Source organism: Polynucleobacter sp. AP-Titi-500A-B4, from assembly GCF_018688095.1.
In the GTDB taxonomy this organism is placed as follows: Bacteria; Pseudomonadota; Gammaproteobacteria; order Burkholderiales; family Burkholderiaceae; genus Polynucleobacter.
Window position 1 is genome coordinate 680,343 of sequence record NZ_CP061311.1, and the last position, 20,604, is coordinate 700,946.

General features: G+C 46.4%; 18 protein-coding genes. 11 read left to right on the plus strand and 7 right to left on the minus strand.

Going from position 1 to position 20,604, the window contains the following annotated elements; translation table 11 throughout:
• Positions 1–71 precede the first annotated feature (71 nt).
• The gene (rho, locus tag FD968_RS03620) at positions 72–1,334 is read right to left on the minus strand and encodes a transcription termination factor Rho (RefSeq protein ID WP_215367418.1); all 1,263 of its coding nucleotides are present in this window, start codon (positions 1,332–1,334) and stop codon (positions 72–74) included.
• Between the two features lie 278 nt (positions 1,335–1,612).
• Positions 1,613–1,939: a thioredoxin TrxA gene (trxA, locus tag FD968_RS03625; protein ID WP_068948270.1), complete on the minus strand. Its 327-nt coding sequence runs from the start codon at positions 1,937–1,939 to the stop codon at positions 1,613–1,615.
• Positions 1,940–2,049: 110 nt separating this feature from the next.
• On the opposite strand from trxA, the gene FD968_RS03630 reads away from it, so the two are divergent.
• The 3 genes from FD968_RS03630 to FD968_RS03640 all read left to right on the plus strand — a co-directional run bounded on the left by FD968_RS03630 (position 2,050) and on the right by FD968_RS03640 (position 9,509).
• The gene (locus FD968_RS03630; protein ID WP_215367419.1) at positions 2,050–5,025 is read left to right on the plus strand and encodes a PD-(D/E)XK nuclease family protein; all 2,976 of its coding nucleotides are present in this window, start codon (positions 2,050–2,052) and stop codon (positions 5,023–5,025) included.
• Entirely contained in the window at positions 5,022–8,579 is a 3,558-nt protein-coding gene (locus FD968_RS03635; RefSeq protein ID WP_251367626.1) for an exodeoxyribonuclease V subunit beta, read from the plus strand. The genes FD968_RS03630 and FD968_RS03635 overlap by 4 nt, the downstream gene beginning before the upstream one ends.
• Positions 8,580–8,690: 111 nt before the next feature.
• Complete coding sequence (locus FD968_RS03640) at positions 8,691–9,509, plus strand: tetratricopeptide repeat protein (RefSeq protein ID WP_215367420.1); 819 nt, start codon at positions 8,691–8,693, stop codon at positions 9,507–9,509.
• 252 nt (positions 9,510–9,761) lie between these two features.
• Here the strand turns inward: FD968_RS03640 and FD968_RS03645 are convergent, their stop codons facing one another.
• From FD968_RS03645 to FD968_RS03655, 3 genes are all read right to left on the minus strand, one after another.
• Positions 9,762–10,724 (minus strand): tripartite tricarboxylate transporter substrate binding protein, encoded by a 963-nt coding sequence (locus FD968_RS03645; protein WP_215367421.1) that lies wholly within the window; start codon positions 10,722–10,724, stop codon positions 9,762–9,764.
• Positions 10,721–11,788, minus strand: coding sequence for a tartrate dehydrogenase (locus tag FD968_RS03650; protein ID WP_215367422.1), 1,068 nt, complete (start codon positions 11,786–11,788; stop codon positions 10,721–10,723). The genes FD968_RS03645 and FD968_RS03650 overlap by 4 nt, the downstream gene beginning before the upstream one ends.
• Before the next feature lie 87 nt (positions 11,789–11,875).
• A complete protein-coding gene (locus FD968_RS03655) occupies positions 11,876–12,856 on the minus strand; it encodes a carbon-nitrogen hydrolase family protein (RefSeq protein ID WP_251367627.1) in 981 nt (326 codons plus the stop codon).
• 129 nt (positions 12,857–12,985) lie between these two features.
• Here FD968_RS03655 and FD968_RS03660 point away from each other — a divergent pair, with 129 nt between their 5' ends.
• From FD968_RS03660 to FD968_RS03680, 5 genes are all read left to right on the plus strand, one after another.
• Entirely contained in the window at positions 12,986–13,489 is a 504-nt protein-coding gene (locus FD968_RS03660; protein WP_215367423.1) for a LexA family transcriptional regulator, read from the plus strand.
• Positions 13,486–14,778: a Y-family DNA polymerase gene (locus tag FD968_RS03665; protein WP_215367424.1), complete on the plus strand. Its 1,293-nt coding sequence runs from the start codon at positions 13,486–13,488 to the stop codon at positions 14,776–14,778. Before FD968_RS03660 ends, FD968_RS03665 begins: the two co-directional genes overlap by 4 nt.
• A 141-nt stretch (positions 14,779–14,919) precedes the next feature.
• Positions 14,920–15,063 carry a hypothetical protein gene (locus tag FD968_RS03670; RefSeq protein ID WP_215367425.1) on the plus strand — a complete coding sequence of 48 codons (144 nt, stop codon included), beginning with the start codon at positions 14,920–14,922 and terminating at the stop codon, positions 15,061–15,063.
• A 145-nt stretch (positions 15,064–15,208) separates the two neighbouring features.
• Complete coding sequence (locus FD968_RS03675; protein WP_215367426.1) at positions 15,209–15,751, plus strand: TIGR00645 family protein; 543 nt, start codon at positions 15,209–15,211, stop codon at positions 15,749–15,751.
• 88 nt (positions 15,752–15,839) lie between these two features.
• A complete protein-coding gene (locus FD968_RS03680; RefSeq protein ID WP_251367667.1) occupies positions 15,840–16,148 on the plus strand; it encodes a YkgJ family cysteine cluster protein in 309 nt (102 codons plus the stop codon).
• On the opposite strand, the gene FD968_RS03685 is transcribed toward FD968_RS03680, so the two are convergent.
• Both FD968_RS03685 and FD968_RS03690 read right to left on the minus strand, forming a co-directional pair.
• Positions 16,145–17,107 (minus strand): tripartite tricarboxylate transporter substrate binding protein, encoded by a 963-nt coding sequence (locus FD968_RS03685; RefSeq protein WP_215367428.1) that lies wholly within the window; start codon positions 17,105–17,107, stop codon positions 16,145–16,147. The two genes, FD968_RS03680 and FD968_RS03685, sit on opposite strands and share 4 nt — an antisense overlap.
• Before the next feature lie 14 nt (positions 17,108–17,121).
• A complete protein-coding gene (locus FD968_RS03690) occupies positions 17,122–17,949 on the minus strand; it encodes an amidohydrolase (protein ID WP_215367429.1) in 828 nt (275 codons plus the stop codon).
• Positions 17,950–17,994: 45 nt separating this feature from the next.
• Here FD968_RS03690 and FD968_RS03695 point away from each other — a divergent pair, with 45 nt between their 5' ends.
• The 3 genes from FD968_RS03695 to FD968_RS03705 are packed head-to-tail and all read left to right on the plus strand — an operon-like array spanning position 17,995 to position 20,603.
• On the plus strand, positions 17,995–18,861 hold the full coding sequence (locus FD968_RS03695) for an oxaloacetate decarboxylase (RefSeq protein WP_371817741.1): 867 nt from the start codon (positions 17,995–17,997) through the stop codon (positions 18,859–18,861).
• Positions 18,862–18,902: 41 nt separating this feature from the next.
• Positions 18,903–19,868, plus strand: a complete 966-nt coding sequence (locus FD968_RS03700; protein ID WP_215367430.1) for a tripartite tricarboxylate transporter substrate binding protein — start codon at positions 18,903–18,905, stop codon at positions 19,866–19,868.
• 6 nt (positions 19,869–19,874) lie between these two features.
• Positions 19,875–20,603, plus strand: coding sequence for a hypothetical protein (locus tag FD968_RS03705; RefSeq protein WP_215367431.1), 729 nt, complete (start codon positions 19,875–19,877; stop codon positions 20,601–20,603).
• The last annotated feature ends 1 nt before the right edge of the window (position 20,604 follow it).

A 20,604-nucleotide genomic window follows, 5' to 3' on the forward strand; every position in this document is an offset into this window, starting at 1 on the left:
GCCATGAAATCAATAACAAAGCGCACTTTCGGGGTCCAAAAAGGACTAAAACAGCCCTCTAGACCCCTAAATTAGCCTCCGCGACGCATGAGGTCGAAGAATTCGCCGTTGTTTTTGGTTGATTTGAGCTTATCCACGATGAAGTTCATCGCCTCGATATCGTCCATATCAGCCAGCAATTTACGTAATACCCAGATCTTTTGGAGGTTCTCAGGTTTTACCAAGAGTTCCTCACGGCGGGTACCGGACTTATTGAGGTTGATCGATGGGTAAACACGACGCTCAGCCAAACGACGCTCAAGGTGCACTTCCATATTGCCGGTGCCTTTGAACTCTTCATAGATGAGATCATCCATACGGCTACCAGTTTCAATCAGGGCAGTTGCGATGATGGTCAATGAACCACCTTCTTCAATATTACGTGCCGCACCGAAGAAACGTTTTGGACGTTGTAATGCGTTCGCATCCACACCACCAGAGAGAACTTTGCCTGATGAAGGAACTACGGTGTTGTATGCGCGTGCCAAACGGGTAATCGAGTCAAGCAAGATGATCACATCTTTACCCATCTCTACTAAACGTTTTGCTTTTTCAATTACCATCTCTGCGACTTGAACGTGACGAACTGCTGGCTCATCAAACGTGGAGGCAACCACTTCACCGCGAACGGAGCGTTGCATCTCAGTTACTTCTTCAGGGCGCTCATCAACGAGCAAGACGATCAGAATGGCTTCGGGATTATTTGCTGCAATCGCGTGCGCAATGTGCTGCATCATCACGGTCTTACCGGATTTTGGTGAGGCGACAATCAGACCACGTTGGCCGTAACCAATTGGGGAGATCATATCGATGATGCGGCCAGTTAAATTCTCTTCGGCCTTGATATCACGCTCTAAACCGATGACACGGTTCGGGTGCAAAGGCGTTAAGTTCTCAAACATGATGCGGTTCTTGAGGGCTTCTGGAGCCAAACCGTTGATTTTGTCCACCTTGACCAAGGCAAAGTAACGTTCACCATCTTTAGGAGTACGAACTTCGCCTTCTACGCTATCGCCAGTGTGCAAGTTAAAGCGACGGATCTGTGCAGGAGAGATATAAATATCGTCTGGTGAAGCCATGTAAGAGGCTTCAGGAGAGCGCAAGAAACCAAAGCCATCTGGCAAGACTTCCAAAGTGCCATCACCAAAAACAGTTTCACCTGCTTTAGCGCGTTTCTTCAGAATCGCAAACATTAATTCTTGTTTGCGCATCCGTTGCGTATTTTCAATCTCCAGGCTGGCTGCCATTTCAAGCAGAGCGGATACGTGGAGGACTTTGAGTTCAGTTAATTGCATGTGGTTCTCGGGTGTGGATAAAGATAAAAATGAATAAGGGGATTGTGTTTTGGGATATCGCTGCGCTGAAAGAGATCACGCAGATGTGGAAAAACAGAATTTTGGAATTTGCTAGAAAGAAGGGGGAGGTAAATTGCTGAAAAGGGCGCGTTTCTTAAAAATCCTGAAAGCGCTGAACTACTGTTAAACGCAATACTACACTAAAAAACGGGTCTGACAAGTGCTAGAAACAGGTAAAAGCCACAGGCTCAACTGGTGAACCTGTGGTCTGAGACGATTTACAGATGACTATCAATAAATGCAGTCAACTGGGATTTGGCCAAAGCGCCTACTTTTTGAGCAGCTACGGTACCGTTTTTGAATAGGATCAGGGTCGGAATTCCGCGAATATTGAACTGGGCAGGTACGCCTTGGTTCTCATCTACGTTCATTTTTGCGATTTGCAATTTGTCACCATACTCACCGGAGAGCTCTTCCAGGATTGGACCAATCATTTTGCAAGGACCGCACCACTCAGCCCAGAAGTCGAGCAGAACAGGTTTATCGGACTTGAGGACGTCTTGTTCGAAAGAGGCGTCAGTTACATATTTAATGCCGGCACTCATGAAAATTCCTTATTTAGGCTTATTTAGCGACTTGTTTAATTGTGGCGTTACAACGCTTATATTAGCAATAAGCGAAACATTCTGCTCAAAATAGATAAATTACTCCATTCATGCCTCACCCATTCCCGTCAACTTCTGATCAAAAGCAAGTGCAGTCATGGGCAATTACGCCTGATGCCAGCGCGCTGGAGCAGTTGGCGAAGGGTATTTGGACTTGTGCGGCGCAAACCCAGCAGCGCCCTTTGGTGGTGCTTAGTACAGCAGGCCCCCTCATTGGGGTAAGGGCGGCCCTCGAAAAACATCGCCCCAGTGATCTTGATCCCAAGATTGCGTTCTTGCCACAAGTGATCAGTTTTGCTGATTGGTTAGATGCCGCACCTGGCGCATGGAAATTTCCAAAGAAACAAACGGATTTAGAAAAATGGTTGGGCGTCTATTCCACTTTACGTAATCACAAAGAATTGCAAGCGTGGTTTAAAGCAGAAAGTGAAACGGGTGCATGGGGATTGGCACAGGCGATTGTGGAGGCATGCGACACATTATCGAAAGCGGTGAGCCCACAACTACAAAAACAGATTCATGCACTGATTAAAGAGGGTCATACCAAACAAGCCAATATTGGTGAAGCATGGCTTCAACAAGCACAAATATTGTTGGATGGCAACGTTACCAAGGTCTATTCTGGAATGGCGCGTAAGGTCGTAGACCAGGAGGCTAAGGTCTTACTCGAGTTCTGGCGTTACACCGCGAGCGTAAGTGACCCCGCTTTTCATAATCAGTTTGCAATGGCTGCACATCTAGATGCCCTTGAGCTTGCTACGCAGGCCAATCAAGTAAGACCACTCATTTGGGTTGAGACCGCAGATTCAGCGCCAATAGATCAAGAGATTATTGGCCACTTTTTAAATGAATATGCACAGCACGCACAAGTGATAGAGGTCAAGATGGATTGGCAGGATGTGGGCTTGTGGGCAGAGGCTATTGGCACTGAAGATGCGCAAACACAAGCACTCACTAATGCCATACGCGCAAAAAGTAAAGGGTGGCGCCTCATTTCCGCAAAACGTTTTGAAGAGTTAGCTTGGGCTGCAGCTAAAACCATTGAGCAACATCTCATTAACAATAAAACGAAGCTAGCGCTTGTAGCTCAAGATCGCTTGGTAGCGAGAAGGGCGCGCGCACTACTCGCAAGGTTAGGCCCTGAACTCAATATTCGAGATGAGACTGGTTGGAAGTTATCAACTACTCGTGCAGCGGCAGCGCTTAATGGTTGGCTGGAATTAATCAGGGCGCCCAAAGATGGCCCAAGTGCAAAAGCATTGCTTGAGTTTTTGCAAAACCCATTTTTGGATCTAGGAAAAATTCTTAACCGTAATCCTGATGCTTGTATCGGACTGATTGCAGAGCTCGAAGATATTTTGTTAACCAGCAAAGCAGAGTCCGGTTGGAAAACCTTCCACCTCGCGATTGAAGGCGCTAAAGATAATGCAAGCAAAACCGGAACAAACTTACCCAGCGCTGCCTTATTAGAGTTATTACAGTTTGTCAGAGAGCGTCACCATGAATGGTTAACGCTGAAGGTCGATTGCGAGAAGGCTTATGTACAGTTGCAGGCTAATCTCGAGGCAACAGGGATGGCACAAAGCCTGCAGAAAGATTCAGCTGGTAAGCAGTTGTTAGAGGTGCTGAAGACATTTGATTTGAGCAAAACACAGTATCAGGAGGTGCCGATTCGCTTAAGTGAGTGGCTCAGTTTGCTGAAAACGGTGATTGAGGGTGCAAGTTATCAAGAGGCCGGCAAAGAAGCCAAGGCTACATTAAGCATTCTCCCGCTCAGCTCGACCCGCTTACGTGACTTTGAAGCGGTGGTAGTTGTTGGCTGTGATGAGCAACAGTTGCCAGCCTATTCAGAACCACTATTATTTTTCTCAGATGCGCTCAATCAACTCTTAAAGACCTCCACCATTGCGATGCAGTTTGTACAACAGGCAAGAGATCTCTCTCAATTGCTGGTGTCTTGCGCCAATGTGGATTTGCTTTGGCAAAGTAAGAGCAATAACGGAGAGCCCTTGCGGCCATCCGCATGGATACAGCGTTTGCAAAATCAAATTGGGTGGAAAGCAGTACCAGCACAATTACAAAAACGTAGTTTTGAGCCTAAGCCAATGGAGATGGCAGTAGCCCATTTTGAAGAAGCGCTACCTCTACCGCTATCAATGAGTCCTAGCGCCTATAAGGCTTTGCGGGATTGCCCATATCGCTATTATGTGCGCAGCTTATTGGGTTTGCGTAAGAACAAAGGATTTGATGAGGGCTTTGATGCTTCATTAGCGGGACAGACTTTACATAAGCTCTTAAAGCGTTTTTATCAAGCACTGAAAACACGGGAGCATACTAACCCTGAGATCAAAACAGATCAAGAACAAAGACGCGCTTGGATGGAAAAGAGTCTGACTATGCATTCTGAGCAAGAGTTCGCATCTTTGATCGAAGGTGATGCCAGGGTGATGGGTACATTAAGAGATTGGCAAAAACAAATTCCGAGCTTTATCGATTGGCAGTTACAGCGTGAGCAGGCTGGTTGGCAATACTTTGATGGTGAAGTAAAGGTCGGTTTTGATTTACCGTTTGCAGACGCAGATGGAAATCCCAAAATGATTCGTATTGAAGGCTTTGCTGACCGTTATGACGTCAATATTCATGACAACACACTAGCTTCAGTAATCGATTACAAAAACCAACGCTTTGAGAAGATTAAGTTACGTGCTGAACATATCTTGGATGATCCGCAATTATTGATCTATGCACGCGCTGCCAATGAAGAGCTAGAAAACCATAAACTCACTGGACATAGAGTACAGCAGGCTGAGTGGGTAGCCCTGAAGGCTGATATCTCCAAGGGTGAGCAGAAGGCCGTTCGCGGTCAAGACGTGGTGGATATGCCAGCAATGATGCAGCAGTTTTCTGAGCAAATTACAGATGATATTAAGCAGCTTTGGGCTAAAAAGCCTATGCAAGCCTTTGCACCAGAAGGTGTATGTCAATACTGTGAAGCTCGAGGTATTTGCAGAAAGGGTATCTGGTGAGTGATCAGATAAATTCGCCAATGAATGCGCAGCTGAATATGCTTCCAGAAAAGCAAAATTATTCAGAAAAGCTCGCATGCGATCCGCAACGTTCGGTTATTGTTTCTGCCTGTGCTGGTAGCGGAAAAACGTGGTTGCTCGTTGCACGCATGGTGCGACTATTGCTTGATGGTGTGAAGCCACAAGAAATTCTCGCGCTGACCTTTACGCGAAAGGCCGCACAAGAGATGCGTGATCGCTTATATGGATTATTGGAGCAATTCTCAAAATGTGATGATGCTGCATTAATCAAAGAGCTCATTGCTAGAGGGATTGAAGAGAGTCAGACCCCAGAGTATTTGCCCAGAGCAAAAGCGCTCTATGAAGAAGTGCTCGCGAACCCGCAACCGATTGTGATCGACACGTTCCATGGTTGGTTTGGTAGGTTGCTCAGTGCTGCTCCAGTATCAATAGGCATCCAGCCGGGATTCAAGCTACGCGAGGATGCTAAGCGCCTTCAGGAAGAGTGTCTAGATGATTGGTGGGGCGATCTCACGCCAGAGCTTAAAGCCCATTACGACGTATTGCTGAAGTACTTGGGCTCTCATGAAGCGCAAAAACTCTTGATGGGCAGAAGCAGTCTCTTTAAACAACGAGGCGCATGGACTTTCTTTGAAAAAGAGTGCAATGAGACTGGAGTAAGTCCAGTTAAGCGTTTAATGCAAACATTGCATAAGCTCGATGTACCTAATCCATTGCTAGCCCAGTGGAATGCGCCTAATACATTAGAGGATTTACAGTTCCTAGCTCGTACCTTTGCGAATAGCAGTGTTAAGGACAGTGACCTTTTGAAATACTTGTCGCCTGCAGTCGCTTGTAAAGAGCGTGGTGGCAATGTGATGGAAGTAGCGAGCACTTTTCAGACAACTTTTTTAACAAAAGAATCGAATTACCGGTCTGGCAACGATAAAATTTTGGGTGATGCTAAAAAATATCTTCAGAAAAATGGCCAAGAGCATCGTATCGATGAGCATATCGCCATAAAGCAGGCTTGGGGCCATGCTTTTGAGGATTACCTCCTCTGGCAGGCTGAGCACGATGTCTTGGCTATCAATCAAGCCTGGTTTGCACTCAATCAATCGATGATGGCGCATGCTAATGCTCAAAAAGAGAATATGCGTGTGCGTGACTTTGATGATCTCGAGGTTGGGGTTAGCTTGCTCATGAGTGATGCTGCCAATGCTGCCTATCTGCAATCTCGCTTAGATGCTAAATACAAACAAATTCTGGTAGATGAGTTTCAAGATACCAATCCTTTGCAGTGGCAAATCCTACGAGCATGGCTAGCCGGGTATAGCGAGGGTGATGAGAAGCCAAAAGTATTTATTGTGGGCGACCCTAAGCAATCAATCTATCGATTCCGTCGTGCTGACCCAAGATTATTTGTGAGTGCCGCACAGTTTTTGCATCAACACCATCAAGCTGCCTATATCGAGCAAGATAAAACTCGCCGTAATGCTTATGAAATTAATGCCGCAGTCAACAAGATCTTTCAAGGCGAGCAAGTGCCGCCAGATTATCCATATTCAGAGCAACATACCCTTTGGACTACACCTGATCAAGGTAAGCCAGCAGATGCTTATGCGCAGCAAGGCGAAATTTATTTACTACCGCTGATCCCCTATGAGGAGCAGTCTCAAGAGCTCCGAGAGGGAAGTGCTTTTGATAAGGCAATCGCAGATTCCAGCGAAACAGTTGCTGTGGTGCAGCGTCAGCACGAAGGAGAAACGGTCGCTCGCTTGATCAAAGAAGTGATTACCACCCACAAGGTAGCTGATAAAGAAGGTGGCGTAGAAATATGGCGGGACGCTCGTGCGAGCGACTTCCTATTGCTAGTCAAGCGCCGTAAATTCTTGCCCCAGTACGAAAGGGCGCTGAGAGATGCAAAGCTTGCTTACGAGAGTCCACGCTTAGGCGGCCTCCTCAATACACTTGAGATAGATGATTTGATTGCCTTGCTAACAGTACTCGTTACACCACGTCATGATTTGCCGTTAGCACAAGTTCTCAGAAGTCCGATCTTTGGCTTTCCAGAAAAACAAATGCAGCAGCTGGCTGTTGCGATGACTTCTGGCCAATATCGCTGTTGGTGGGATGCATTACAAGACAGTCAAGATGCAACCTTACAAGGAGCGGCACGTTATCTCAAGCACTGGCATCTTCTGGGTGAGCGTTTGCCGGTGCATGACCTACTAGATCGTATTTACCAAGAGGGTGATGTCCGTCTTAAATACGCAGCGGTTTGCCAAGATCTTGATCGCCCACAGGTCTTAGCTAACTTAGATGCCTTCTTAGAGGTGGCGTTAAATCAAGACGGCGGTCAATATCCAAGCTTGAGTCGTTTTATCCAGGAGATGAATGCCAAGCGTAGGGGAGATGATGATGAAACGCCCGATGAGGGTGATGTAGACGCAGCAAGCGATGAGAATTTAGCTGAGGTAGATGAAGAGAGCGAGATGTCAGAGGAGGATCGTCATAAGCGTGTTCGCTTGATGACGATTCATGGCGCCAAAGGATTGGAATCACCTTTTGTAATTATTTTGGATGCCAATAATACTGATACTAACGTTGACTATAGTGGCGTATTAATTGATTGGGCACCACATGAGCAATGCCCCTCGCATCTTTCATTATTCACTTCTAAAACATTGACGAGCCCACGTGTTGAGATCAATGAAGCCGAAAAGCATATCGGTGAAAAGGAAAATTGGAACTTGCTTTATGTGGCCATGACTCGTGCTCGCCAGGGCTTATGGATCAGCGGTAATGCGCAGAAGCCAACAGCGAATAATCCAGATGGGTTTGATAAAAGCTCTTGGTATGGCAAGGCAAGCCAGGCTGAAGTAGCCGTATATCAAGTCAATGGAGATGTGGCAACGTTAACAGTGCCGCAAGCCATCAAAGCCAAAGTAGAAAGCGCAGTTGAAGATTTTGTCTTGGAGTGGAATCCTGCACAAGAAAGTTATACCCAATTACTCAGTGATATCGAAGATGGCTTCACAGTAGAGGTGTTTACTGGTGAGAGTGGAAAAGCAGCAGAACCTGATCCAGAGATTTTGGAAGAGGGAACGCATTTTCATAAGTTACTCGAGTTCCTCACCCCAGACTCCAATCAAACAACTAAACCTTCAATACCCAATGAGCAAGAGGTCATGAATTGGTTGGGTGTAGATCAAGCACATGCTCAGAAAGTGATTGAGCGCACCCAGAAAGTATTAGAAGCAGCAGAACTGAAACCGTACCTCACATCAGGACGGTGGATTGCCGCATGGAACGAACTCGATATTGCAAGCAAGGAAGGCAAGAGCTATCGAATGGATCGATTGGTCGAACTAGATGACCATATTGCCATCATTGATTACAAGCTCACTATTCCAGAAGTAGGAAGCGAGAAATATGAAATGTATCGCAAGCAGCTCCAAAACTATCAAGCAGAACTTACCCGTATTCGCAATGACAAGCCCAATAAAGCTTATTTAATCTCTTCAGCAGGCAAGATTCATCAAATTGGCTAGGCCAAAATCCCCTTGAATTCCCCCTAAAAGCCCCCATATAAGTGGGGGATAGCAGAAATCCCCAAACTAGGGATAATGAAATTCGCAGTAAACATCCTATAAGGAGTCGTTATGAAAATGCGTAATCTAATGAAGGTACTTGCTGGCGTATTCGCAAGCGCAATATTGCTGACTAGCAATGCAGTGTTTGCTGAGGCGACTTTGCCAGAGGTATATCAAGCTGTGCAATCTGGACAATTGGCCAAAGCCGATACCATGATCAAAGAGGTTTTACAAAATCATCCGAATAGTGCCAAGGCACACTATGTTGCTGCTGAGGTTTACCTCAAAGAAGGTAAGGTAGATGCTGCGCGCAATCATTTCGTTAAAGCAGAAAGTCTTGCGCCAGGCTTGCCATTTGCTCAAGCAGAGTCTGTACAGAAATTGCAGATGCAACTTGCTGGTGGTGCAGCAGCTCCGGCTGCCGCTCAAAGTTCTATTTTTAGCAACCCCATCTTTTGGGGTTTGATTGCTATTTTAGTTGTGGGCATCATTATGGTGATGAGACGTCGTAAGGCTGATGCCGTTCAAGTCTATAACGCACCAAGCGCTGGTTACCCCGGTACTCCAGGCGGTCCTGCGGGCTACCCTGGTGGCCCTGGTTATCCTGGGGCTCCCGCTGCAGGCGGTATGGGAAGTGGCTTGATGGGTAGCTTAGCAACTGGTGCCGCCTTAGGCGCTGGTATGTATGCCGGTCAAGCATTAGCCAGCAATCTCATGGGTGGTCACGATAATGGACACGCTAATGCGAACCCGAATCCAAACCTGACTCAAGTTGGTGGTCCAACATCCTTAGATCCTAACTTTGGCGTACGTGATGGTAGCTCTTGGGATGATGGCGCTAGCTCTTGGGATGACGGTGGTGGCGGTAACTTTATGGATGATGTCTGATCGGATAAGGCAGGGGCTAGGGAGCAGCAGTTAAACTAGCCCCATGGAATATTTTGCAGAAATCATTGAGACCCTTAATCCCTGGCTTTTTCGAGCCAGTGTTTATCTCTCTAACGCATTTCTAGATGACCCTGCAATACTGGCATTTGCTTTTTGCTGAAGTATTAAAAAGTAAGCGCCCAATAAAAAACCACCGAATCCCGGTGGTTTTTTATTGGAAGCAAGAGCAGTAGAGCAGTAATTTTATTTGACTTATTTAATCATGCCCGCATTCTTAGCATCATCCATCGCTTGAGCAGTTTTCTCTTTCATGAAAGCCGGCATCTTGGCTAATGGCACATCCACCAATACAAATCCAGACTCCTCCAACTTCTTCTTGGTCTCAGGATCAGCATTGAGCTGTGCAAAGTAGTCAGACAGCTTCTGTTGCAAGATCAGTGGAGTTGATTTTGGTACGGCAACACCACGATAAGCGCCGTCTACCCAGTTCAAACCCAACTCTTTAAAAGTGGGTACGTCTGGTAGAGCAGGGTTGCGTTTCTCAGTAGCGATTGCCAGCGTGCGCACCTTACCTTTTTGCTGAATCGCTAAGGGCAAGTAACCCATTGCGCCATCTACGTGCATGCCAATCAACGCAGTAATCAAATCACCCGTGCCTTTAAAAGGTACGTAATTGATTTTGACGCCAGCCAATTTGTTCAAACGCTCAACAGCCATATGGTTGGCTGAGAACTGAGCGGAACCTGCTAAAGACATCTTGCCCGGTTCTTTTTTGGCGGCTGCAATAAATTCTTGATAGGTCTTGTAAGGGCTGTCTGCAGAAACCATTAAAGCATCTGGTGTGAAGTGATAGTAGTAGATGGCATTGATATCTTCAGTCTTGTACTGAATACCTTCTTGTAAAGGTTGCAAGATCGTATGCGGAATATTGACGCCAACCACTGTTGTGCCATCAGCAGGATATGTATTGAGAGCACTCCACACTAGAGCGCCACCTGCGCCAGCACGGTTAATCACCACCATCGGCTGCTTAAATTTCTTAGCAGAGATTTCGGCTTGATAGCGCGCTACTAAATCAGACTCTCCAGCAGGCGGGAAGGGGATGATGTACTGAATCGTCTTATCTGGGAACGGCTGCGCGTGCACTACCGATAGCAAGCCGAAAGAAATAAAACAAGTACTCAGTAAAGCAGTCAGTAATTTCAAGAGCTTCATTTGGAGACCTCCTCGATCACAGCATTCGTCACATCACTCATCATGGCAGTACCGCCTAAATCACGGGTATGTAGTTTTGGATTCGCAGTCACTTTTTCAATGGCAGCCATTAATTTGGCGGCCAAGGCTTTTTCGCCTAAGAAGTCGAGCATCATCACGGCAGACCAGAAGGTGCCAATTGGATTGGCAAGACCTTTACCCATGATGTCAAAAGCAGAACCATGAATCGGTTCAAACATGGAAGGATAGCGGCGCTCTGGATCGATATTGCCAGTCGGTGCAATACCCAAACTACCAGCTAATGCAGCAGCTAAGTCGCTGAGCACATCCGCATGCAAATTGGTTGCCACAATGGTGTCTAAAGATTCAGGGCGATTGACCATCCGTGCGGTAGCGGCATCGACTAATTCTTTATCCCAAGTTACATCCGGAAAATCTTTAGCAACGAGCTTGGCAATCTCATCCCACATCACCATGCCATGGCGCTGCGCATTGGATTTAGTAATGACGGTAAGGTGCTTACGAGGACGTGACTGAGCTAACTTAAAAGCGTAACGTTGTACGCGCTCAACCCCAACGCGCGTCAGGATACTCATATCCGAAGCGACTTCAATCGGATGGCCTTGGTGTGCTCTGCCGCCTAAGCCGGAGTATTCACCTTCAGAGTTCTCGCGCACGATCACCCAATCCAGTTGATTGGGTTTGCAATTACGTAGAGGTGTTTCAATACCGGGAAGAATGCGAGTGGGGCGCACGTTGGCGTACTGATCAAAGCCTTGGCAAATCTTTAAACGCAATCCCCACAAGGTAATGTGATCTGGAATATCGGGATCACCAGCAGAACCAAACAAGATGGCATCTTTAGGTCGTAAAGGATCAAGTCCATCTTCGGGCATCATGATGCCGTGCTTGCGGTAGTAGTCGCCACCCCAATCGAAGTGCTCAAACTCAAAAGCAATCTCAGGATGTTTTTTGCTTAAGGCGTTTAAGACCTTCTCACATTCGGGAATAACTTCTTTGCCAATTCCATCACCTGGAATGGAAGCAATCTTGTACGTCTTCATGGGTCTCCTACTATTTTTATATTTTTTAAACTACTTAGTAAATTATGCCCCTAGATCTCAGTCTGAGAGACTAGGGTTTATGACTACTTATTCAATGGGATCATCTATCCAGGTGACTGGCGCTGTGCGTCTACGGTCAATCTTCAGATCAAAGATATCAAAACGGTTGTAGTAGCCAACAACATCATGAAATTGCTTAGGTTCAATGCATTCTTGTAAATCAAACTCGGCATAGATGATGCCCTCTTTACCTTGAATCGATTCACCAATTTGTGTGCCTGTTGGGCTAATGAAAAAAGATTCTGCAGCAGGAGTATTTTTTAGAATATCGCCTACCGCTGGATCACGCTTCACTAAGAAGTCGAACATTGCTTCATCCATATGTGCTGCACAGACAATGCCAAAGCATTTGGCTTCGAAGGAGTGGGCAGAGGCGCGAATACGATTAGCGTTGAGATTATTAAAGTTACCTTGTTTCGGGTCTTTGGTCGGCCATACCGGAGGCCAGCTAGAAATATGAATCTGCTCTTTTTGCGCCATGAGTGCAAAGCGTGCCAAAGGATTTGTGTTCTCTCCACAAATCAAGCCGCCAATATTGCCAACTGGCGTATGGCTCACACGCAGGCCAGCCCCATCACCCGGCGCCCAAATCAGTTTTTCATAAAAAGTGGGAACAAGTTTGCGATGGTGATTCAGAATTTCGCCCTGCGCGGAAATCAGTACATTGGAGTTCCACACACAGCCGACGCTATAGGGACTCGTTTCACTAAAGCCCATTGAGACAATCATCTGATGTTCTTTGGCGGCTTTGCAAAGTGCTGCAATTTCAGGGCCATCAATAGCAATACTGTTGTTGACGAAGCTTTCAAAAAGATCATGGTTTTTCATGGGCGCCCATAAAGCAGCCCAAACCGGAAAGCCTGGAATAAAAGATTCTGGAAATGCTAAGAGTTGCGCCCCTTTGGATGCTGCCTGTCCAATCGCAGTGATGGCCTTGGCGGTTGTAGCGGTTTTATCTAAAAAGACCGGGGAGAGGTGGGCTGAGGCAACCGTTGTTTTGTTAGGCAAGATGCTGACTCCATTGGGTATTGATCTTGTACTTTACTGGAAGGGCGGGCTGCTTGATGCGCTCAAAACAACAAAAACAGGCTCATTTTTACGGTTTTTACATATACTGTATAAACATACAGTATATTAATGACTATGACGCAAGCAATGACCTCCCCAAAAGCAACCCTGAGCCAGGCCCCACAAGCCTTGGCAGGTCATTTTGCGGCCTTTGAGCTCAAACTCCTGAGTCACCGAATTTCAGCAGGATTTCCCAGTCCAGCGGCAGATTACGCCGAGGATGGGCTAGATCTGAACCATTACCTCGTTCAGAACAAGCCAGCGACCTTCATGTTTACCGTGAAGGGGGATTCGATGTTGGGGGCGGGCATTTGCGATGGCGACAAGGTGGTTGTAGATAAGGCTCTCAAACCAAAACATAAAGATATCGTCGTGGCAGTGGTCGATGGTGAGTACACCATCAAGCGCCTCTATCAATTACGTGGTCGCATTGAACTGCAACCAGAAAACCCTCACTATCAACCCATCACTTTTAGTGAAGGTAGTGAATTGCAAATCTGGGGAGTAGTAGTTGGGGTAGTGCGCAAGTACAGCAATGCCAGTACGAGATATGGCAAGGGCAATAAATCATGAACCCACTTTTTGCGCTCGTTGATGTGAACAACTTTTACGTTTCTTGTGAGCGGGTATTTCAGCCTAAGCTAGAAGAAGTGCCGATGGTAGTGTTATCGAACAATGATGGTTGTGCAGTAGCGCGCAGTGCTGAAGTCAAAGCACTCGGCGTGAAGATGGGTACACCTTGGTTTCAGATGGAGGCGCTTGCGAGGAAACACGGTATTCAGGCTTACTCATCGAACTACACCTTATATGGTGATATGAGTAACCGCGTAGTACAGGTATTGCGGGGCTTTACACCTAATCTTGAGGTTTACAGCATTGATGAGAGTTTTCTGCAAATCGAGACAGTCTTAAAGCAATATCAAGACACTATCGAGCTAGGTCAAAAGATCAAGCAACAAGTCAAACAAACCACTGGCTTACCAGTCTGTGTTGGTATTGGTGCCAGCAAGACACTTGCTAAGCTAGCAAATCACTTAGCCAAAAAACACAAACAGTTCTCCGGTGTATGCGATGTCAACGCCATGAACAAAGAAGAGCTCTACCAGTGGATGAGCGAGACTGAGGTAGGTGAGGTCTGGGGTGTTGGTAGGCAGATTGCTAAGAAGCTCAAAGCCCAACATATTCATAGTGTGTTTGATCTCTTGCAAGCCTCACCACAGGCCATGCGTCAGCAGTTTGGCGTGGTGATGGAACGCCTCTGTTATGAACTGCGTGGTACTTCATGCTTGCAACTAGAAGAAGTCGCGCCAGCCAAACAACAAATCATTGCCTCACGTAGTTTTGGTAAGTTAGTGACTAGCCAGGTAGAGCTAGCCCAGTCCGTTGCAACCCATGCATCACGGGCAGCGGAAAAGCTGAGAGGCCAAGACAGCGTGACGGGCGCGCTCACAGTATTTATTCAGACAAACCCGTTTAAGCAGCATGAGCCACAGCATCATCAAAGCATCACGATTCCACTAGCAGATGCAACTGATAACACGCTGACCTTAACGAATGCCGCCTTGGCAGGGCTCAAGCAAATCTATCAACCCAACTTTCGTTATAAAAAGGCAGGGGTCATTCTGAATCTGATTAGCGATAAGCCAACGATTCAGCCATCACTCTTTGAGGATGTAGAGAGTAAGGGTAAGTCAGCCAGTCTTATGAAAGCAGTAGACGAGATCAACACACGCTTTGGCAATGCTGTCATTAGATCTGCAGCTGCAGGTACAAATGGCACGAAACAAGTATGGCAAATGCGATCAAACAACAAGTCACCGAACTACACCACGAAGTGGGATGAGTTGCCGGTAGCTCGTTAAGTAAAGACGCGAGGAAACATATGAAAAACAACACTACACCCACCATTTTTAACTAGCTCATTTCGTGAGCTTTTGACCCACTAATCTGAATACATAGCAGCAATTAAAAAGTAAACAGCGGTAGTAAATAAGGAGAAACAAATGAACACATTAAGCAACTTGATGAACAACTTCAACGGCATTTCATTGGCAGTGATCATGATCCTGTCTTACTGCGCAGTGCTGAAAAACACCAAGCGTCATGAAAGCGAAACAAAACAAGTCTTTAATCGTAGATATCGTTAAAAGCAAAGCGCTAAAGAATATGCAGCAAGCCTAGAGGGGGAATAAGGAAATCACGGATTCCTTATTCCCTAGTAAAGGCGCATCAATAATTCCCCTAACTTTGCTGTGCCTATTGCGTGAATAGAAAACTCGTTAATATTCGCACATGAATCAAGACAAACAGACCTTCTTGGATAAGAAATTACGGCCATTGCCGCGCTGGATCTTTATGTCCCGCTGGTTGCAGGCGCCTCTCTATATTGGCTTGATCGTCGCTCAGGGCGTCTATGTATGGCAGTTTTGGATTGAGTTGGTTCATCTGATTCAGATGATGGCCAATAAGAGTATGACAGAGACTGCTTTGATGTTAGTGGTCTTAGGTCTGATCGATGTGGTCATGATCTCTAATTTATTAGTCATGGTCATTGTGGGCGGATGGGAAACATTTGTTTCGCGTTTGGAACTAGAGAATCATCCTGATCAGCCTGAGTGGCTCTCTCATGTGAACGCAGGAGTCCTGAAGGTGAAGTTGGCAACCGCCATCATTGGTATTTCATCGATCCACTTGCTCAAGACCTTCATTAATGCAGCATCGTATGATGAGAAAACCCTCATGTGGCAGACTCTCATCCACGTTACGTTTGTATTGTCTGCTCTCGCAATTGCTTATACCGAAAAGATTGTGACAGCAGCGCACAAGCCTCACTAATTACCATCAAAGGCTTGCTCCGGCAATGAGCAAGCAATGCTTACGAAGTGGGTGAATGATGATCGAGAACCCGTGTTTTGCATGTGGCATGTGTTGCCAACACTTCCGAGTCAGTTTTTACCACGGCGAAATTGAAGGTGACGGAGTAGGGACAGTTCCAGCAGAGCTCACGACAAAAATAAATGCCCACCTAGCGTGCATGAAAGGTACTGAGAAAGGGGGTGCCCCTTGTGTTGCACTCAGGCATACGCAAGAGGAGGGCTGGCGCTGCTCCATTTATGAGAAGCGCCCCAGCCCTTGCCGAGAATTCAATATCCTCAACGAGAATGGTACGCCCAACCCTGATTGCGTGAAGCTACAGGAGTTTGCTAGGCAACAGCGCCAAGCTAAAAATTAACGCAGATTTAAGCTCTTCGCAATTTGACTAAATGCAGCGTACTCTTGATTGAGTTTGTCTTGTAAATCTTTGCCACTTAATACCGCAGAAGACTCACCAACCTCATCTAAGTAGCGTAATGTATCTGGCTCTTTCATAGCTTTGCTGTAAGCCTGAACAATTTGATTGATGCGTTCAGGTTTTGTGCCTTTGGGGGCCAAGATAATGCGCCAAAGCAAAGTCTCTTCTTTGGCAAGACCAATATCTTTTAAAGAACTTGCATTCGGAAACTGTGCATTTCTATTAGCTGAAGAAACCAATAGGCATTTGGCTTTACCAATATTGGCATGCTGCAATACTGGCGGAATAGAGCCCACATAAATATCAATTTGGTTCGATAAGAAACCAATGATGGTTTCGCCCGCACCCTTATAAGGAACATCAACCGCTTCAATATTCTGCGGTCTAAAGATACGCTCGGTAGCAAGCTGTGCAGGGCCACCAAGGCCATCAGTGCCATAGGTATATTTTTTAGGATTTTTGCGCAACTCTTCCATGAAAGATTTGCCATCATTTGCCGGAAAGTCAGGTCGCACACAAAAGATATACGGCGCAGTAGAGAGTTGAATCACCGGAATATAGTCGCTAGGCGTGTAAGGTACCTTGCTAGTTTGTGGAACCACGGTCACAGGCGATGGCCATACACCGGCTAGCGTGTAACCGTCAGGAGCAGAGTTCACCACTTGGCTAAGACCAATTGTGCCGCCCGCACCAGGAACGTTCTGAATGCTGATGGGCCCACCAATAAAACGCTGCGCATCTTTTGAAACGACTCTAAAGAGGGCATCCGTTCCACCACCAGGAGCTGTTGGAACAATTAATTTGGTCACTGTTTGTGCAGACAATGGGCCTTGCAATAAACAGGTCACGCTAAGCCCAACTAGACCCTTAGTGATTTGTTGAATAAGTGAGTGGCGCATAGGAGTACCCTAATCTAAAAGTGAAAAAGTGTTTTGGGATTGTTAATGAAAATATCTTCCCAAATGGTCGAATCGTCAACTGCTGATTGAATCCAATCGATGCAGTCAGCATAAGTAAATACATTTTCATGACTCAACCAGGGCCAATCGCTGGCCCAAACCAGTTGCTTGGGATTGGCGGCTATCAAGGCATCAATATAAGGCTGAATACTGACGCCATCTAGAGAGCCTAGGCGGTAGGGCGCAGAAAGCTTCACCCAAATCTGACCATCGCTAAGACCTCGCAAGGTATTTTGAAAGGAAGTGCTATGAATGCCAAGCTTGGAATCAGGATTGCCAAAATGATCTAGGACTAAAGTGGCACCACTTGCCAAAATCTGAGGAACCACATGCTCTTGTAAGTGATCTTCTAAAAATAACTCGATATGCAGACCAAGATCTTGCGCTATTCCTAGCAAGGTTCGATATTCCACACTGGTGATATCTGGAATAGATTTCTTTTTAATCCAATTCAGACGTATGCCTTCAACACCATGCTCACGCATACTGAGTAATTGGCGCTCCAGATCAGCCTTTGCCATATTGGGATCGGCAATCACTGTGCCACGAAGATGATTAGGGTAGTGCTTGAGGGCTTCTAGTAAGAGAGTGTTGTTAGGGCCATAAAAACTGGGCGCCGTTAAGACTCCATGTGAAATCCCATGGGCACCCAAAACAGAAATATATTCAGTAGCGCTGACATCTCGAATAGGGCGAGAGTGGATTTCAGGGGCTAATGGGAGATCTACGGCCATGATGTGGGCATGACAATCGATTCCGGTGACGACCTGTTTTTCTTGCATTTGTCTCTTGGTTCATCTTTATAATTCTGTAAAAAGGAGACTACCATGCCCATGCACTTAGGCACGAGATTGCGCAAGCTCATTAATGAGAGAAGAGGCTTACTGGTACCAGGGGCGGGCAATGCTCTCGCTGCCAGAGTGATTGAGGATGCAGGCTTTGAGGCGGTCTATCTCAGCGGGGCAGGTCTAACGAATCAATTCTATGGAATACCTGATCTTGGGTTTATTGGCTTGAATGATGTTGCGGCGCACACCGCTGCCATCAGAGAGGTGATTCAACTCCCTTTAATTGTGGATATTGATGTTGGCTTTGGTAATGCAGTCAATGTCCACCACACCATTAAAGTTCTTGAGCGTGCAGGTGCCAATGCTGCGCAGATCGAAGATCAGGCCATGCCTAAACGATGCGGTCACTTTGCAGGTAAGATCATTATCAGCAAAGAAGAGATGTGTGGAAAGATTAAAGCGGCTGTCGATGCACGCACCCACGATGATTTTTTAGTCATTGCTAGAACTGATGCCAGATCAATCTATGGTTTAGAAGATGCGCTTGATAGAGCGCAAAGCTATGCGCAAGCAGGTGCGGATATGACCTTTATTGAGGCGCCTGAGAGCGTAGAAGAAATGAAGCTCATCGCGGCCCAAACTTACTGCCCGCAGCTAATCAACATCGTTATTGGCGGTAAAACACCATCCTTGCCATTAAAAGATCTCTCCGAAATGGGTTTTGGAATTGTGCTGTATGCCAACGCAGCCTTGCAAGGTGCAGTACGCGGCATGACTAATGCCTTAGAGCATCTTAAGAGAACAGGCGAGCTTAAAGAAGATCCTGCTTTAGTAGCTACTTTTGCAGAGCGCCAGAATGCTGTTAAAAAAGATGACTTTGATGCATTAGAGAAGAAGTTCTCATAAAACAAAACAACAAACCATTCATCAAAATCAATAGTGCATTTATGAAAACATCCAAATTCTTACTTTCTCTTATGCTTGCTGTCATTGGCACGTCGGTAATGGCTGCAGACCCATGGCCCAATCGCCCAATTCGTTTCATCGTAGGATTTGGACCAGGTGGCGCTAACGATTTAGTAGCGCGTGCAGTGGCAGAAGGGGTAAGCAAGCAATTAGGTCAACCAGTGGTTGTGGAAAACAAGCCTGGTGCAGGATCGGTAGTAGGCGGTGATTATGTTGCGAAGAGCGCGCCAGATGGTTACACCTTTTATGCGGGTGCTGCGGGAGGGGTGGTCACCATTCCGATGCTTCGTAACAATATGCCCTACAAGCAAGAGGACTTGGTGCCTGTTGGCATGATGGCAGTGAGTCCATCAATCATTGTGGTCAATAGCGAATCACCAATTCAGAACTTTAAAGACCTATTGACCAAAGCCAAAAATAAACCTGGCGTCACTTTTGCAACTGCAGGCACTGGGAGTACGCCCCACTTTGTGGCTGAGATGCTGAAGTTATTTGCTGGTGGCGGCGTTTATGAAATCGTGCCTTACAAGAGTGGATCGGAAGCAGTATTTTCTGTAGTTTCTAAACAGGTTGAGGCCACATCAGAGGCTAGCGTAGTGGTATTGCCACAAATTGAGGGAGGCAAACTCAGACCGCTTGCTTCCACATGGAATAAGCGCATTACCCGTTTGCCAAATGTACCCACTACTAAAGAGTTAGGTTACCCAAATATCTTTATTGGTCACTGGTCGGGTATCTTTGCGCCAAAAGGTACGCCTCCGGAAGTGATTGCGAAGATGAATGCAGCAATTCAGGCGGCTTTAGATACCAACGCACTGAAAGCCAGACTCATTCCGCAAGGTATAGAACCAGCGCCTGGTTCACAAGCCGACTTTATTAAATTCTTAACAGAAGAGCGTAAGCGTCTGCAGCCGATTGTGAAGAATGCCAATATGAAAGATGAGTAAGCAACTATGAATACAGTGTTGCCCCGTCTAGGCTTCTTGATTCCGCCAGGCAATCCGAATACTGAAGGTGAAGTCATCAAGATGGCAGGTCCTGAGTACACCATTCACTTTACGCGGATGGTGGCTCATGGCGAAACCGGCAGTCTTGATGGGCAAGATGAGCGCAATCAAACCCAGATTGATCACTTACCTGAAAACATTGAGCTTCTTAAGCTCGTAAAGCCTGCTGTAGTGGCAATGGCTCATACTGCTAGCAGCTATACCCTTGGCAAGGCTGGTGAGGCGGACTTAATCCAAAAGTTAGAGACTCAATTTGAGGTGCCGTTTATCACCGCCTTTGGTAGCGTTGTAAAAGCGCTCCATCATCTCAAGGCTAAAAAGATTGCTTTTGGCACCCCTTATAGCGAGCAGAATACTTTGCGCTGCAAGAGTCTATTGGAAGCTTATGGCTTTGAGGTGGTGAGCTTCGGCAATTTGCCTGGTGTCAAAAATATTTATGATGAAACTACTGAGCGTGCATTACAACTTGTGCATCAGGTGAATAGTTCGGCTGCAGATGCTATTTTTGTGAGCGGAGTCGGAATGCCTACGATTGATATATTGGCTCAGGGCGAGGAAGAGACGGGCAAGCCAGTGATTTCAAGTATTGCAGCAACCATGTGGAATGCACTTCAGCTTGCAAAGATGAACAGCAGTATTCAGCATTTTGGTGGATTACTTTCTGGGAGATATTAAG

Bases quoted from the DNA above. Each gene is read 5' to 3' on its own strand.
- rho (WP_215367418.1), bottom strand. From the start codon at position 1,334: ATGCAATTAACTGAACTCAAAGTCCTCCACGTATCCGCTCTGCTTGAA.
- trxA (WP_068948270.1), bottom strand. From the start codon at position 1,939: ATGAGTGCCGGCATTAAATATGTAACTGACGCCTCTTTCGAACAAGAC.
- FD968_RS03630 (WP_215367419.1), top strand. From the start codon at position 2,050: ATGCCTCACCCATTCCCGTCAACTTCTGATCAAAAGCAAGTGCAGTCA.
- FD968_RS03640 (WP_215367420.1), top strand. From the start codon at position 8,691: ATGAAAATGCGTAATCTAATGAAGGTACTTGCTGGCGTATTCGCAAGC.
- FD968_RS03645 (WP_215367421.1), bottom strand. From the start codon at position 10,724: ATGAAGCTCTTGAAATTACTGACTGCTTTACTGAGTACTTGTTTTATT.
- FD968_RS03650 (WP_215367422.1), bottom strand. From the start codon at position 11,788: ATGAAGACGTACAAGATTGCTTCCATTCCAGGTGATGGAATTGGCAAA.
- FD968_RS03660 (WP_215367423.1), top strand. From the start codon at position 12,986: ATGACTATGACGCAAGCAATGACCTCCCCAAAAGCAACCCTGAGCCAG.
- FD968_RS03665 (WP_215367424.1), top strand. From the start codon at position 13,486: ATGAACCCACTTTTTGCGCTCGTTGATGTGAACAACTTTTACGTTTCT.
- FD968_RS03670 (WP_215367425.1), top strand. From the start codon at position 14,920: ATGAACACATTAAGCAACTTGATGAACAACTTCAACGGCATTTCATTG.
- FD968_RS03675 (WP_215367426.1), top strand. From the start codon at position 15,209: ATGAATCAAGACAAACAGACCTTCTTGGATAAGAAATTACGGCCATTG.
- FD968_RS03680 (WP_251367667.1), top strand. From the start codon at position 15,840: ATGTGTTGCCAACACTTCCGAGTCAGTTTTTACCACGGCGAAATTGAA.
- FD968_RS03685 (WP_215367428.1), bottom strand. From the start codon at position 17,107: ATGCGCCACTCACTTATTCAACAAATCACTAAGGGTCTAGTTGGGCTT.
- FD968_RS03690 (WP_215367429.1), bottom strand. From the start codon at position 17,949: ATGCAAGAAAAACAGGTCGTCACCGGAATCGATTGTCATGCCCACATC.
- FD968_RS03695 (WP_371817741.1), top strand. From the start codon at position 17,995: ATGCCCATGCACTTAGGCACGAGATTGCGCAAGCTCATTAATGAGAGA.
- FD968_RS03700 (WP_215367430.1), top strand. From the start codon at position 18,903: ATGAAAACATCCAAATTCTTACTTTCTCTTATGCTTGCTGTCATTGGC.
- FD968_RS03705 (WP_215367431.1), top strand. From the start codon at position 19,875: ATGAATACAGTGTTGCCCCGTCTAGGCTTCTTGATTCCGCCAGGCAAT.